The organism is Variovorax sp. V93, from assembly GCF_041154485.1.
Lineage (GTDB): Bacteria > Pseudomonadota > Gammaproteobacteria > Burkholderiales > Burkholderiaceae_C > Variovorax > Variovorax beijingensis_A.
This window is the reverse complement of sequence record NZ_AP028669.1, coordinates 4,454,246-4,467,704: the sequence shown is the minus strand read 5'-3', so window position 1 is coordinate 4,467,704 and position 13,459 is coordinate 4,454,246. Positions and strand designations below refer to the sequence as shown.

The 13,459-nt window shown below is 67.5% G+C and carries 11 protein-coding genes and 3 tRNA genes; 6 read left to right on the top strand and 8 right to left on the bottom strand.

The window, feature by feature from the left end:
- Positions 1 to 34: 34 nt before the first annotated feature.
- The 5 genes from ACAM54_RS21180 to ACAM54_RS21160 all read right to left on the bottom strand — a co-directional run bounded on the left by ACAM54_RS21180 (position 35) and on the right by ACAM54_RS21160 (position 4,548).
- Positions 35 to 1,006: a ribose-phosphate pyrophosphokinase gene (locus ACAM54_RS21180; RefSeq protein WP_145740342.1), complete on the bottom strand. Its 972-nt coding sequence runs from the start codon at positions 1,004 to 1,006 to the stop codon at positions 35 to 37.
- 140 nt (positions 1,007 to 1,146) lie between these two features.
- Positions 1,147 to 1,223 (bottom strand) — tRNA-Gln (locus tag ACAM54_RS21175).
- A 66-nt stretch (positions 1,224 to 1,289) separates the two neighbouring features.
- Entirely contained in the window at positions 1,290 to 2,180 is an 891-nt protein-coding gene (gene ispE, locus ACAM54_RS21170) for a 4-(cytidine 5'-diphospho)-2-C-methyl-D-erythritol kinase (protein WP_145740344.1), read from the bottom strand.
- Positions 2,177 to 2,701 carry a lipoprotein insertase outer membrane protein LolB gene (locus ACAM54_RS21165; protein WP_369648843.1) on the bottom strand — a complete coding sequence of 175 codons (525 nt, stop codon included), beginning with the start codon at positions 2,699 to 2,701 and terminating at the stop codon, positions 2,177 to 2,179. The genes ispE and ACAM54_RS21165 overlap by 4 nt, the downstream gene beginning before the upstream one ends.
- Positions 2,698 to 4,548 carry a tetratricopeptide repeat protein gene (locus ACAM54_RS21160; RefSeq protein WP_369648842.1) on the bottom strand — a complete coding sequence of 617 codons (1,851 nt, stop codon included), beginning with the start codon at positions 4,546 to 4,548 and terminating at the stop codon, positions 2,698 to 2,700. The genes ACAM54_RS21165 and ACAM54_RS21160 overlap by 4 nt, the downstream gene beginning before the upstream one ends.
- Before the next feature lie 71 nt (positions 4,549 to 4,619).
- Here ACAM54_RS21160 and mutM point away from each other — a divergent pair, with 71 nt between their 5' ends.
- The 3 genes from mutM to mutY all read left to right on the top strand — a co-directional run bounded on the left by mutM (position 4,620) and on the right by mutY (position 8,555).
- A complete protein-coding gene (gene mutM / locus ACAM54_RS21155) occupies positions 4,620 to 5,432 on the top strand; it encodes a bifunctional DNA-formamidopyrimidine glycosylase/DNA-(apurinic or apyrimidinic site) lyase (RefSeq protein WP_145740350.1) in 813 nt (270 codons plus the stop codon).
- A gap of 89 nt (positions 5,433 to 5,521) precedes the next feature.
- Positions 5,522 to 7,486 (top strand): dynamin family protein, encoded by a 1,965-nt coding sequence (locus ACAM54_RS21150; RefSeq protein WP_192322466.1) that lies wholly within the window; start codon positions 5,522 to 5,524, stop codon positions 7,484 to 7,486.
- A gap of 7 nt (positions 7,487 to 7,493) precedes the next feature.
- Positions 7,494 to 8,555 (top strand): A/G-specific adenine glycosylase, encoded by a 1,062-nt coding sequence (gene mutY, locus ACAM54_RS21145; RefSeq protein WP_192322467.1) that lies wholly within the window; start codon positions 7,494 to 7,496, stop codon positions 8,553 to 8,555.
- Between the two features lie 15 nt (positions 8,556 to 8,570).
- Here mutY and rapZ read toward each other — a convergent pair whose 3' ends face one another.
- Genes rapZ through ACAM54_RS21130 form a run of 3 tightly spaced genes read right to left on the bottom strand, consistent with a single transcriptional unit; the run spans position 8,571 to position 12,041 of the window.
- Positions 8,571 to 9,449, bottom strand: coding sequence for an RNase adapter RapZ (rapZ, locus tag ACAM54_RS21140; protein WP_145740354.1), 879 nt, complete (start codon positions 9,447 to 9,449; stop codon positions 8,571 to 8,573).
- Entirely contained in the window at positions 9,449 to 11,128 is a 1,680-nt protein-coding gene (recN, locus tag ACAM54_RS21135; RefSeq protein WP_369648841.1) for a DNA repair protein RecN, read from the bottom strand. Before recN ends, rapZ begins: the two co-directional genes overlap by 1 nt.
- Before the next feature lies 1 nt (position 11,129).
- A complete protein-coding gene (locus tag ACAM54_RS21130; protein WP_145740358.1) occupies positions 11,130 to 12,041 on the bottom strand; it encodes an NAD kinase in 912 nt (303 codons plus the stop codon).
- A 28-nt stretch (positions 12,042 to 12,069) separates the two neighbouring features.
- On the opposite strand from ACAM54_RS21130, the gene hrcA reads away from it, so the two are divergent.
- The 3 genes from hrcA (at position 12,070) to ACAM54_RS21115 (ending at position 13,327) form a co-directional block, all read left to right on the top strand.
- A complete protein-coding gene (gene hrcA, locus ACAM54_RS21125; protein ID WP_145740359.1) occupies positions 12,070 to 13,077 on the top strand; it encodes a heat-inducible transcriptional repressor HrcA in 1,008 nt (335 codons plus the stop codon).
- 32 nt (positions 13,078 to 13,109) lie between these two features.
- Positions 13,110 to 13,186: transfer RNA gene (locus ACAM54_RS21120), tRNA-Ile, on the top strand.
- 64 nt (positions 13,187 to 13,250) lie between these two features.
- Positions 13,251 to 13,327 (top strand) — tRNA-Arg (locus ACAM54_RS21115).
- Positions 13,328 to 13,459 lie beyond the last annotated feature (132 nt).

Here is a 13,459-nt window from a genome sequence, read left to right as displayed (position 1 = left end):
AAAAAAGGAAGGTGGCGCCCGCTTTTTGCCTGGATCAGAACAGGTTGTCCTGGTCCGAGAACAAACTCATGACCGACTCGCCCTTGGCAATGCGCTGGATCGTCTCGGCGATCAGCGGTGCCACTGAGAGCTGGCGGACCTTTCCGCACGCCAGGGCGCTGTCGGAGAGGGGAATGGTGTTGGTCACGACCACTTCGTCGAGCGCGGAGTGGGTGATGCGCTCGATGGCCGGGCCCGAGAAGATCGGGTGCGTGCAATAGGCGTAGACGCTTTTCGCACCGCGCTCCTTGAGCACTTCGGCCGCCTTCACGAGCGTGCCGGCGGTGTCGATCATGTCGTCCATGATCACGCAGTTGCGGCCGTCGATTTCGCCGATCACATTCATGACCTCGCTCACGTTGGCCTTGGGACGGCGCTTGTCGATGATGGCGAGGTCGCAGTTCAGTTGCTTGGCCAGCGCGCGGGCGCGCACCACGCCGCCGACGTCGGGCGAGACCACGATCAGGTCTTCGTAGTTCTTCTGGCGCAGGTCGCCCAGCAGCACCGGCGAGGCATAGATGTTGTCGACCGGAATGTCGAAGAAGCCCTGGATCTGGTCGGCGTGCAGGTCCATCGTGAGCACGCGCTCGACGCCCACGGTTTCGAGCAGGTTGGCCACCACCTTGGCCGAGATCGGCACGCGGCTCGAACGCGGGCGGCGGTCCTGGCGGGCATAGCCGTAGTAGGGAATCACCGCGCTGATCCGCTCGGCCGAGGCGCGCTTGAGCGCGTCGACCATGATCAGCAGTTCCATCAGGTTCTCGTTGGTCGGAGCGCAGGTCGACTGCACCACGAACACGTCGCGCGCCCGGACGTTCTGGTTGATCTCGACGGTGACTTCGCCGTCGGAGAAGCGTCCAACGCGCGCGGCACCCAGCGAGGTACCGAGGTTCTGCGCGATTTCTGCGGCGAGGCCAGGATTGGCGTTGCCGGTGAAAACCATGAAATCAGGGTGATTAGCCTGCATGAGCGCGTCCCGGCAGTGCGAATTGGCTTTTAGGAAGCCGCCAAAGAGTTCGAGTCGTGGCAGCCCGAGGGCCACCGATTATTGCAGCGGGCATGCTGCAAAAGAAGCACTGCGGCCGGTGGGCCGCAGTTTGAAGAGTTTGGCAGGGGAGAAAGGATTCGAACCTTTGCATGCTGGAATCAAAATCCAGTGCCTTAACCAGCTTGGCGACTCCCCTACACGGGTCGATGGCTTTCGCCACAAACCGATATGTCGCATCGGACCCATGAGAGTCCGACTATCTTCAGGTCGCCCATCCCCAAAGTGGATGAACGGCCAGGTTGCTGCATTGGCGAACCTGCCAGCCCGGTGGGGCTTTTGCCAGTTCCGCTTCCTGCGGCGCTTGCGGCATTTTCGCGAAAACCGAACTTCCCGAGCCGGTCATCCGGGCTTTCAATCCTTGGGCGCCGAGCCATTCGATGGCGTCGGTGACCGCGGGGCAAAGCCGCTGGGCAACCGGCTGCAGGTCGTTGTGGCCGAAGTCGAAAACCTTGAAAGCGCTGCTTTCGGGGTTTGGGGCTTCAAGCTGTTCGCTATCTGCAGCAAAGCCCGAGATTATAGCAACAGGAGTGGCACGTTGAAGGTCGGGCGCAGAAAAAATTAGCTTTGTGTCGAGTCCCTGGGGTGGCTTGGCCACCACGAACCGTGCGGAAGGGATGTCCACGGGCCTGATTTTCTCGCCGATTCCCTCGACCCAGGCATTGCGCCCGCCCAGGAAGAAGGGCACGTCGGCACCGAGTTTCACGCCGATCTCGGCCAGGCGCGAGAGCGGCAGGTTCAGCCCCCACAGGCGGTTCAGCGCCAAGAGGCAGGTGGCGGCGTCCGAGGAGCCGCCACCCATGCCGGCCTGCGCCGGCACCTGCTTGGCAACGCCGATGTGGGCGCCCTGGCCGGGCGCCGCATGCGCCTGCAGCGCCCGCGCCGCGCGCAGCACGAGGTCGTCGGGCGGCAGTTCGGTCGTGAGGTCTTCACGGCTGAGCTGGCCGTCGCTGCGGAGTTCGACGTGGAGCGTGTCGCACCAGTCGATCAGCATGAAGACCGACTGCAGCAGGTGGTAGCCGTCTTCGCGCCGGCCGGTGATGTGCAGGAAGAGGTTGAGCTTGGCCGGTGCGGGAAGGTCGTAGATCGCCTTCATGACCGCTCGAAGACGATGCGCAGGTCCGCCGTGGGGCCGGGGGACTCGCGGGTGGCCTGCAGGCGGCCGTTCGCAACCTGCGCGAGGTCGGGGCGCCAGCCGGGCACGCGCTCGTCGCGGCCCGCGAGCCAGCCGAACAGCGCACCGACCGGTATGGCCGCGCCGGTGGCGGCCTCGATCAGTGCATCGACCGAGTCGAAGCGCCGGATCTCGCTGCCATTCTTGAGCAGGGCTTCGCCGGGCGACCAGTGCAGCTGGGCCAGGGTGCTGCCGATCGGGCTCGTGAGCGAGAGCTCGCCCGCCTCGGGGGAGCCGCGCAATTCGAACAATGCCGAGAAGGTCTGTACCGGCTGGCTGTCGATGCGCAGCGACATGCGGCCGCTCCAGCTGTCCGCGCTTCGGGGTGCGGAGGAGCCGCCCGCCAGCTGGGCGCAGCCGGCGATCGAGAGCAGCGCGGCCCCGCCCGCGAGCAGGAGGGCGCGGCGGCCCCCGTCGGCAAGGCGGGGGGCGGGCACGCTCACGGCTTGACCCGCAGGCGCTTGAGCGTTTCCTGCAGGGTCTCGTTCTCGGCATCGCTCAGCAGGGCTTCCTTCCAGATCGTGACCGCACGGTCCTTCTGGCCGGTGGCCCAGAGCACCTCGCCGAAATGCGCGCCGATTTCCGGGTCGGGCCGGGTCTTGTAGGCTGTCTCGAGGATGCGAATGGCCTCGGTCGTGTTGCCCAGCCGGAATTCCACCCAGCCCAGGCTGTCCGCGATGAACGGGTCTTCAGGCGCCAGCTGCACGGCCTTCTGGATCAGCGTGCGGGCCTCGTCGAGGCGGATCTTGCGATCGGCAAAGGAGTAGCCGAGCGCGTTGTAGGCGTTCTGGTTCTCGGGCTTGAGCTCGATCAGCTTGCGCAGCAGCCGCTCCATCTCGTCGAGGCGGTTGAGCTTTTCGGCCACCATGGCCTGGTCGTAGACGAGGTCGCTGTCGTTCGGGGCAGCGGCGGAAGCCTGCGCCAGCATGTCGTAGGCCGCCTGGTACTGCTTGGCATCGCGCAGCAGCTGTACTTCGGCGAGGAATTTCTGCTTCTTGTCTTCGGGCGTGCGCTCGGGCAGGCCGCGCACGAGTTCGCGCGCCTGCGGCAGCTTGCCCTGGCGCGCCAGCAGGCCCGCGCGGCGCGTCTGCGCGACCACGAGGTCGTCGGTGCTGTCGACGCGTGCGAGCCAGCGCTCCGCGGCCGTGAAGTCCTTGCGGCGCTCCGCCAGCTGCGAGAGGACGAGGTAGGCCTGCGTGGTGCCGCGCTGGCGGTCGTCCGGGTCTTTCTGGTTGGCCGCCAGCTCGATGTAGCGCTTGAGCGACGTTTCGGCCGCCGCGTCCTGCCGGGCCTGCGCCTGCAGGCTGCCGAGCAGCAGCCAGGGCTCGGCCAGTTCGGGCCGCGCCGCGGTGAGCGCCTGCAGCTGCGCGGTGGAATCCGCATAGCGCCGGTTCTCGACCAGCACGCGCGCGTAGGCGATGCGCAGGTCGGGTGGCGCCTTGGGGTTGTTGGCCAGGTAGCGCGTGACGATCGGCTCCGCGAGCGGCTGGCCGGGGTCGATCATCTCGAGCGCGAGCGCGGCCGGTGCATCGGAGGCGGGGTCCATCTGCTGGCCCTTGAACGCGGCGTCCAGGGCGCCGGAGGTGTCGCCGGCATTCAGACGCATGCGGCCGATGGTGGCCCAAGCCAGCGCGCCGGTGGCCGGGCTCTTGAGTTCGTCGGACAGCGCCTGCTCGACCACCGAGGCGGCCTGCTTCTTGTCGGAGGCGCGCGAGTAGTTGCGCGCGATCACCGCCATCAGCATCGGCTTCTCGATCTGCGGCGTGGCGGCGATCTCGGCCCGCAGCGGCTCCACCGTTTCGCCGATGCGGTTGAGCGCGATCAGTATCTGCAGCTCGATGCGCCGTGCATCGCGCGAGTTGGGCAGCGTCTCCTGCCAGGCACGAGCGGCCGCGAGCGCCGCGTCGCCGGAGCGCGACTGCAGCGCGATCTCGACCGCGCGCTGGAACAGCTTGCCGTCGCGCAGCCGCCGGGCCGCGTCGAGCACCAGCGCATAGCCCGATCCGGGATCGCCGGAGCGCGCAGTCATCTCGCCCATCAGGATTTCGTAGAACAGCTCGGCCGTCAGTGCGGAGGGCTGGGCCTCGGGGTCGCCGGCCGGCTTCGCGGCGGCTGCGGCTGCGGCCGGCGCCGGCCTGGTCCCGGGGCGGGATGGTGCCGGCCGTTCGATGGCGGGGGCCGGGCCCTTGGGCGCGGCGGGATCGGAGCTTTGTGCCTGGGCGGCACAAGCCAGCAACACGACGAAAGACGCGGCCGCCGCAAGGCGGTGTCGGCGGAGCGATGGAATCATCGAACCATAATAATCCAAGCTTTTGAGCGAGCACCGCGTGGGGCTTCGTCGCAGCCCGGAGTTTTTATTTCATGCCTGAGCTTCCTGAAGTCGAAGTGACGCGGCGCGGTTTTGCCGAACGCATCGCCGGTGCACGCATAGCTGCGGTCCGCATCGGCAAGCCCTTGCGCTGGGCGCTGATGGTGGTGCCCGAGGCGCTGGTCGGGCGCCGCGTGCTGCAGGTGCGCCGGCGCGGAAAGTACCTGCTGATCGACCTGGACCGCGGCCTGCTGCTGCTGCACCTGGGCATGTCGGGCAGCCTGCGCTTCGATGCGGCGCTGCCTCCGCCGGGCGTTCACGATCACTTCGATCTGGTGACCGAGCTCGGCACGCTGCGGCTGAACGATCCGCGCCGCTTCGGCGCCGTGGTCTACGTGGAAGACGAGGCCGCGCCATGGGCCATCAAGCTGCTCGGCGGCCTCGGCATGGAGCCGCTGGGCGACGCTTTCGACCTGGACGCGTTCCACGCAGGCCTTCGCAAGCGCAAGGCCGCGGTGAAACAGGTGCTGCTCGCGGGCGACGTGGTGGTGGGCGTTGGAAACATCTACGCGTCAGAGGCCTTGTTCCAGGCCGGCATCCGGCCCACGCTTTCGGCTGCGCGCATCAGCCGGCCGAGGGCGGCCCGGCTCCATGCGGCCGTGCGCGAAATCCTGGCCAGGGCGGTCGAGAAGGGCGGCAGCACGCTGCGCGACTTTTCCAATGTGGACGGGCAGAACGGCTATTTCCAGCTCGAGGCCACCGTCTACGGGCGGGCCGGCGAGCCCTGTCGGGTCTGCGCAACGCCGATCCGGCTGCTGCGCCAGGGGCAGCGTTCCACTTACTATTGTCCGAATTGTCAAAAATAGTGTCTTAGCCGCCAGGTTGGCATATCCTGCAATCGCCTGCTTCCCAGTTTGCAATGCTATATTTGTAAGTTCTTTCTTACATATTTCCCTTGAGCCGCTCTTTCAATCAACAACTCGATCAGCACGGTGCCTGGCGAAGCAATTTCGCGCACCGCCTGCAGTGGCTGTCCCGCTGGCTGACCGAGAACGAGCTGCTCGACCAGGCGGTGGCCGAGCGCCTGCGCGGCCTCGAGCTGCAGATCCGCACCAGCAAGGTCATGGTGGCCTTCGTGGCGGAGTTCTCGCGCGGCAAGTCGGAACTCATCAACGCGATCTTCTTCGCGGCCTACGGTCGCCGCATCATGCCGGCCAGCGCCGGGCGCACCACGATGTGCCCGACCGAGCTGGGCTACGACGCCGCGCTGTCGCCCAAGCTGCGGCTGCTGCCGATCGAGACCCGCCTGGAGCCCCATTCGCTTACGCACTGGCGCGAAAAGGCCGCGCGCTGGACCGAAATCGCGATCGACGTGGCCAATGCCGACCAGCTGGCCCAGGCCATGAGCAAGGTGGCCGAGGTGCGCTGGGTCAGCAAGGACGAGGCGCACGCGCTGGGCTTCTGGAACGAGGAGACGCCGGACGACAACCCCGTGCAGGACGCCGAGGGCCGGGTCGAGATTCCGCGCTGGCGCCATGCCATCCTGAACATGCCGCATCCGCTGCTGGAGCAGGGGCTGGTGATTCTCGACACCCCGGGCCTGAACGCCATCGGCGCCGAGCCCGAACTCACGGTGAGCCTGATCCCGCAGGCGCATGCCGTGGTCTTCATCCTGGGCGCCGAAACCGGCGTCACGCGCTCCGACCTGTCGATCTGGCGCGAGCACCTGGTCACCGAAAGCGAAGGCAGCGACACGCGCTTCGTGGTGCTCAACAAGATCGACACGATGTGGGACTCGCTGAGCACGCCCGCGCAGATCGAACTGCAGATCGAACGCCAGCGCGAGGTCGCGGCCAAGTTCCTCGAGGTGCCGCTGGTGCAGGTGCTGCCGGTGTCGGCGCAGAAGGGCCTGCAGGCAAAGATCCAGCGCGATGCGCGGCTGCTCGACGCGAGCCGGTTGCCGGCCTTCGAGACGCTGCTCGCGGAAGGCGTGCTCGGCAAGCGCGAAACCATGCTGCGGCTCGCGGTGGATGCCGGCATGGTGGCATTGCGGACCGAGGCCGAGCGCATCCTGAAAGTGCGCCAGCGCGACCTGTCGGAGCAGGCGCTCGAGCTGCAGGGATTGCGCGGCAAGAACGTGTCGGTCATCCGGCACATGCGCGCGCGCATCGACCAGGAACAGACCGAGTTCGAGGGCAGCAACACGCGCATCCTTGCGCTGCGTTCCGTGCAGGGCAAGCTGCTGCGCGAGGTGTACGCCGTGCTCGGCCGCACTGCGCTGAAGGAAGACATGGTGCGGCTTTCGGCTGCGCTCAAGCGCCCGGGCGTCAAGTTCAACGTGCGCAAGGTGTACGGCGAGACCTTCGACTCGCTGCGCAACAACCTGCGCGAAGTGCAGGCGACGACGGCCGAGATCCAGTCGATGCTGCACGCCACGTTCCGCCAGCTCAACGCGGAGCAGGGCTTTACCCTGCAGGCGCCCGCCGAGCCCGACCTGACGAGCTTCGAGCAGGAGCTCAGCCAGATCGAGCGCAGCCACATCCACTACCTGGGCGTGGGTAATCTGCTGAAGCTCGCGCAGGCGGACTTCTGCGACAAGCTGGTGCGGGCGCTCGCAAGCCGGCTGCGGCTGGTCAACGAAGCGGCCATGACCGAGGTCGAGCGCTGGAGCAAGGGCGCCAGCGCCCAGATCGATGCGCAGCTGAAGGAGCGCCGCCGCAATTTCAGCAAGCGCATCGAGGCGATCGAGCGCATCCAGAATGCGGCTGGCAACCTCGATGAACGACTGCTCGAGCTGGCCCAGCAAGAAAGCAGCCTGGCCGAGCTGCAGCTTCGGCTCCATGAATTCACCTCGGCCATTGCGCAACAGGGAAGGCCGGCAGCCGCTGCCGCCGTCGGCGAGCTGCGTGCGGCGGCCTGATCGTCCGGTGCCGGCTGCGGCCGTGCAGCCCCAGGCGCCGGCCGATTTTGCCGAGCGCGTCGTGGCCTGGCAGCGCAGCCACGGGCGCAGCGCGCTGCCTTGGCAGAACACGCGGGATCCCTACCGCGTGTGGCTGTCGGAGATCATGCTCCAGCAGACCCAGGTCTCGACCGTGCTCGGGTACTTCGCGCGCTTTCTCGAACGCTTTCCGACCGTGCGGGCGCTGGCCGACGGCACCGAGGACGAGGTCTTCGGGCTCTGGAGCGGCCTGGGCTACTACAGCCGTGCCCGCAACATGCACCGCTGTGCGCAGGAGGTGGTGGCGCGCTTCGGCGGCGAATTTCCGCGCACGGCCGCCGAGCTCGAGACCCTGCCCGGCATCGGCCGCTCCACTTCCGCGGCGATCGCGGCCTTCTGCTTCGGCGAGCGGGTCGCGATTCTCGACGGCAACGTCAAGCGCGTGCTGACGCGCGTGCTCGGCTTCGGCGGCGACATGTCTTCGTCGGCGCAGGAACGCGCACTGTGGGACCGGGCCACCCGGCTGCTGCCGCCGGCCGAACAGAAGGAAGCGATCGCGAGTTACACGCAGGGCGTGATGGACCTGGGCGCCACGGTCTGCCTGCCGCGCAAGCCAAGCTGCATGATCTGTCCGCTGAACAAGACATGCGTGGGGCTGCGCGAAGGCCAGCCGGAGCGCTACCCGGTCAAGACGCGCAAGCTCAAGCGCAGCGCCCAGTCGCTCTGGGCGCTGCTCGCGCGCGATGCGCAAGGCCGGGTCTGGCTGGAGAAGCGGCCGGCCAAGGGCATCTGGGCCGGGCTCTACTGCCCGCCCGTGTTCGAGAGCCGCGAAGCGCTGTTGGCCGCGCTGCCGCCGGCGGCGCTGGCGGGCGCCCGGGACCTGCCCCCTTTCGTGCATGTGCTGACCCACAAGGACCTGCACCTGCACCCGGTCCTGCTTCAGGACAGCCAGCCGCAAGGCGATGCCGCACGCTGGGTGGATGCCCAGGAGTGGGGCCGGCTGGGGCTGCCGGCGCCGATGCGCAAGCTGCTCGAGAGCAGCGCGGACTAGCCGGCGGACACGGGCTCAGCCCGCGTCGAGTTCGCGGTGCCGCTTGAGGGCGACCCAGCGGGCTCCGAAGGCCCGCGCGAGCTGCTCGACCAGGAACACCGAGCGGTGCTGGCCGCCCGTGCAGCCGATGGCCACGGTCACGTAGCTGCGATGGTCCCGCGCCAGCGCATCGAGCCAGCGCGAGAGGAACTGCTCGATGTCGTCGTACATGCGCGCGACGTCGTCGTGCTCGCGCAGCCATTCGACCACCGGCGCATCGCGCCCCGTGAGCGGCCGCAGCGCGGGCACGTAGTGCGGATTGGGCAGCATGCGCACGTCGAACACGTAGTCGGCATCCAGCGGCACGCCGCGCTTGAAGGCGAAGGATTCGAACACCAGCGTCAATGCGCTGCTCTGCGGCGCCGAGATCAGTGCCTTGATGTAGCTCTGCAGCTGGGCCGGCCGGATGAGGCTGGTGTCGATCACGTCGGCGCCGTCGCGCAGGTCGGCCAGCAGCTCGCGCTCGAGTTCGATGGCCTGCACCAGCACGCGCTCCTGTTCGGGCACGTCGTTGCGGCCCTCCTGGCGCGACAGCGGATGGCGCCGGCGGGTTTCCGAATAGCGCCGCAGCAGTGCGTCGGTGGTCGCGTCGAGAAAAAGCGAGCGCAGCGACACGCCGTCCTGCCGCAAGGCCTCGAGCTGCTGCGGGACGATCGGCAGCGACACGCCGCTGCGCACGTCCATCGCAATGGCCACGCGCGTGGCCTGCTGTTCGTGCTGCAGCGCGATGAAGGCCGTCAGCAGTTCGGGCGGCAGGTTGTCGACGCAGTAGTAGCCGGCGTCTTCCAGCGCATGCAGCGCCACCGACTTGCCCGAGCCCGACATGCCGGTGATGAGCACGAGGTCGAGGTCCATCACAGCGCCGCCGAAGTCTTGTGGCCCAGCATTTCACGGGCATGCGCCAGCGAGGTCTGGGAAAGCTTCTCGCCGCCGAGCATGCGGGCGATTTCACGGGCGCGGGTGTCGTCGTCGAGCCGCGAGACGCCGCTTTCGGTGCGCGGGCCGTCCTGGCCGATGGCCGTGGTCTGGCGCTTGGCCACCACCAGGTGGTGGTCGGCGCAGGCGGCGACCTGCGGCAGATGGGTGACCGCCAGCACCTGGCGATCGCGCCCGAGCTGCTTCATGAGGCGGCCCACGGTCTCGGCCACGGCCCCGCCGACGCCGGCATCGACCTCGTCGAAGATCAGCGTCTGCGCGGCGCCGAGCTGGCTGGTCGTGACCGCGATGGCCAGGGCGATGCGCGAGAGTTCGCCGCCCGAAGCCACCTTGCCGATGGGGCGCGGCGTGCTCCCGGGATGGCCGCTCACGAGAAAGGCAACGTCTTCGAGACCCGCGCGGCCCGGCTGCGCCAGCGGCTGCAGCTCGACCTCGAAGCGCCCGCCCTGCATGCCAAGCCCCTGCATCGCCTGCGTGACCGCGTCGGACAGCCGCGGGGCGGCCAGCTTGCGCGCCTTGGCGAGCGCCTTGGCTTCCTTCATGTAGGCCTGCTGCGCAGCTTGCTCGGCGCGCTCCAGGCCTGCGAGATCGCTCTGCGCGTCGAGCGCCTGCAACTCGGCCTGCCAGCCGGCCAGCAGCGCCGGCAGGTCGTCCGGCGTGCGTTTATAGCGGCGCGCGAGCGACATCCACAGCCCCATGCGCTCGTCGAGCTCGGCCAGCTGCTTGGGATCGGCCTCAGCGTCGCGCAGGTAGCTGTGCAGCGTGTGGGCGGCATCGGAAGCCTGGGCGACGCTGGAGGCCAGCACCTCGCCGAGGGCGCGGAATTCGGGCTCGATGTGCTCGCAGTTCTGCAGCAGCGTGACGGCGCGCGACAGCGCGGCGAGGGCGCCGTTGTCATCGTCTTCGAGCGCCTGGCTCGCGCCCTGCGCCGCGTCGATCAGCGCCTGCGCATTGGAGACGCGCGCGTGCTGGGTCGAAAGCTCTTCCCACTCGCCCTCGGCCGGTGCCAGCTTCATGACTTCGGCGATCTGCCATTGCAGCCGCTCGCGTTCGCGCAGCAGGGAGTCCTGTGCCGAGCGCGCATGGTCGAGCGCGGAAAGCGCCTGGCGCCAGCTCTGCCAGGCCGCGTCCAGCGCATCGGTGCGCACGCCGGCATAGGCGTCGAGCAGGCCGCGCACGGCCTCGGGGCGCGTCAGGCTTTGCCATGCATGCTGGCCGTGGATGTCGAGCAAACGGTCGCCGAGCTCGCGCAACTGGGTGGCGGTGGCCGGGCTGCCGTTGATCCAGCCGCGGCTGCGGCCCTGCAGGTCGACGGTGCGGCGCAGCAGCAGGGCGTCGCCGGTTTCGAATCCGCCCTCATCGAGCCAGGCCGCAAGCGCCGGGTCGGCGTCGAATTCGGCGCTGACGTCGAGCCGTTCGGCGCCTTCGCGCACCGCGCTCGCGTCGGCCCGGTTGCCGAGCGCCAGCTGGAGCGCATCGATCAATATCGACTTGCCCGCGCCGGTCTCGCCGGTCAATACCGTGAAACCTGCCGACAGGTCGAGTTCGAGTGATCGCACGATCACGAAGTCGCGCAATGCGATGCGTCGCAGCGCCATGTCAGGAGCCCCCTTCGTTCCAGTGAAGTTTCTTGCGCAGCGTGTCGAAATAGCTCCACCCGCGTGGGTGCAGGAAGCGCACGCGGAAGTCGGATCGGCGCACCACCACGCGATCGCCGATCGCGAGCGATGCCAAGGACTGCATGTCGAAATTGGCGCTGGCGTCGCGCCCCGCCACCAGTTCGATCACGATCTCGTCGGCGTCGGGCAGCAGCACCGGGCGGTTCGACAGCGTGTGCGGCGCAATGGGCACCAGCACCCAGCCCGGCACCGCCGGATGCAGCAGCGGCCCGCCGGCCGAGAGCGCATAGGCCGTCGAACCCGTGGGCGACGCGATGATCAGGCCGTCGGCGCGCTGGTTGGCCACGAAATGCCGGCCCACCGAAACGCGCAGCTCGACCATGCCCGAGGTGGCGCCGCGGTTGACCACCACGTCGTTCATGGCCAGCGCATCGAACACCGAGGCACCGTCGCGCATCACCTGCGCATGCATGAGGCTGCGGTGGTCTTCCTCGTATTCGCCGGCCAGCATCGGAATCAGCGTGGCCTGGTAGTTGTCCAGCGGAATGTCGGTGATGAACCCGAGCCGGCCGCGGTTGATGCCGATCAGCGGGATCCCGTAGCAGGCAAGCTGCCGGCCGATGCCCAGCATGGTTCCGTCGCCTCCCACCACCAGGCCCAGATCGCAGCGCTGGCCGATTTCCTCGACGCTCAGCGGCTGGTAGCGGCCGCCGACGCTGGCGTGTGCATCGGCCTCCTCGGCCGCCGATTTTTCGACGAACACCTCGCACCCTTGCGATTCCAGGAAGGCGCCGATATCTTCCATCACGCCGTCGCGGGCATCGGCCTGCGCCCGGGCGCCTGAAGCCTGGTATTTGCCGATCAGCGCGACGTGACGAAAGCGGGAAGTCATCTACAAATTACAACACTAAAATCTTGCAATGCTGGACGACCGTGCCAAGTTGCTCCTCAAGACGCTGGTCGAGCGTTATATCGCCGAAGGCCAACCGGTCGGGTCGCGGACTTTGTCGCGCGCCCCGGGCCTTGACCTGTCTCCCGCGACCATCCGCAACGTCATGTCCGACCTGGAGTCGCTGGGGCTGATCGCGAGCCCGCACACCTCGGCCGGACGCATTCCCACCGCGCGCGGCTACCGGCTGTTCGTCGACACCATGCTCACGGCGCAGCGCGAGCAGATGAACACACCAAGCCTTGCGCCAGACCAGCCGCAGAAGGTGATTGCCAACGCGGCCAACCTGCTGTCCAACCTGTCGCAGTTCGTCGGCGTCGTCATGGCGCCGCGGCGGGCTTCGGTCTTCAAGCAGATCGAGTTCCTGCGGCTTTCGGACCGGCGGCTGCTGGTGATCATCGTTTCGCCCGACGGCGACGTGCAGAACCGCGTGATCTTTCCGGAGGCCGATTACACGCAGTCGCAGCTGGTGGAAGCATCCAACTACATCAATGCTCACTACGCGGGCCTGACCATCGAGCAGGTGCGCGACCGCCTGCAGTCCGAAGTCGAAAAACTGCGTGGCGAGATTGCCGCGCTGATGCAGGCGGCGGTCAAGGTCAGTTCCGAAGTGCTCACCGAGGCGCAGGAAGACGACGTGGTGATATCCGGCGAGCGCAACCTGCTTTCCGTCACCGATTTTTCGAGCGACATGGGGCAGCTGCGCCGTGCCTTCGAGCTCTTCGAGCAGAAGGCGCAGCTCATGCGTCTGCTCGATGTGTCGAGCAAGGCCGAGGGTGTGCGCATCTTCATCGGCGGCGAGAGCCAGGTGGTACCGATCGAGGAGCTTTCCATCGTCAGCGCCAACTACGAGGTCGACGGGCAGGTGGTGGGCACGCTGGGCGTGATCGGCCCGACCCGCATGCCTTATGAGCGCATGATCCAGATCGTCGACATCACCTCGCGGCTGGTCAGCAATGCGCTGAGCCACCGCAAGTGAGCGGCGCCGCGAATAGAATCGTGGCCTCTCGTGGGCCGTTAGCTCAGCTGGTTAGAGCAGCGGACTCATAATCCGTTGGTCGATGGTTCAAGCCCATCACGGCCTACCACCTGCATTCATTTCTGAGCTTGGTCCGCCAAGGGCCAAAAATGGATGCTATAATCGATAGCTGTGCGGCTGTAGCTCAGTTGGATAGAGTACTTGGCTACGAACCAAGGGGTCGTGGGTTCAATTCCTGCCAGCCGCACCACTCTCTTGAATGGCCTAGAAGGTTTATCCCTTCTAGGCCATTTTCTTTTGGAGAGTCGGGTCAGACCTGCCTGCAGCGCGCTTCTTGTTCTTCGTGTTCCTCAATGACGGCTGTGGCCTGTGGAATGCGGGC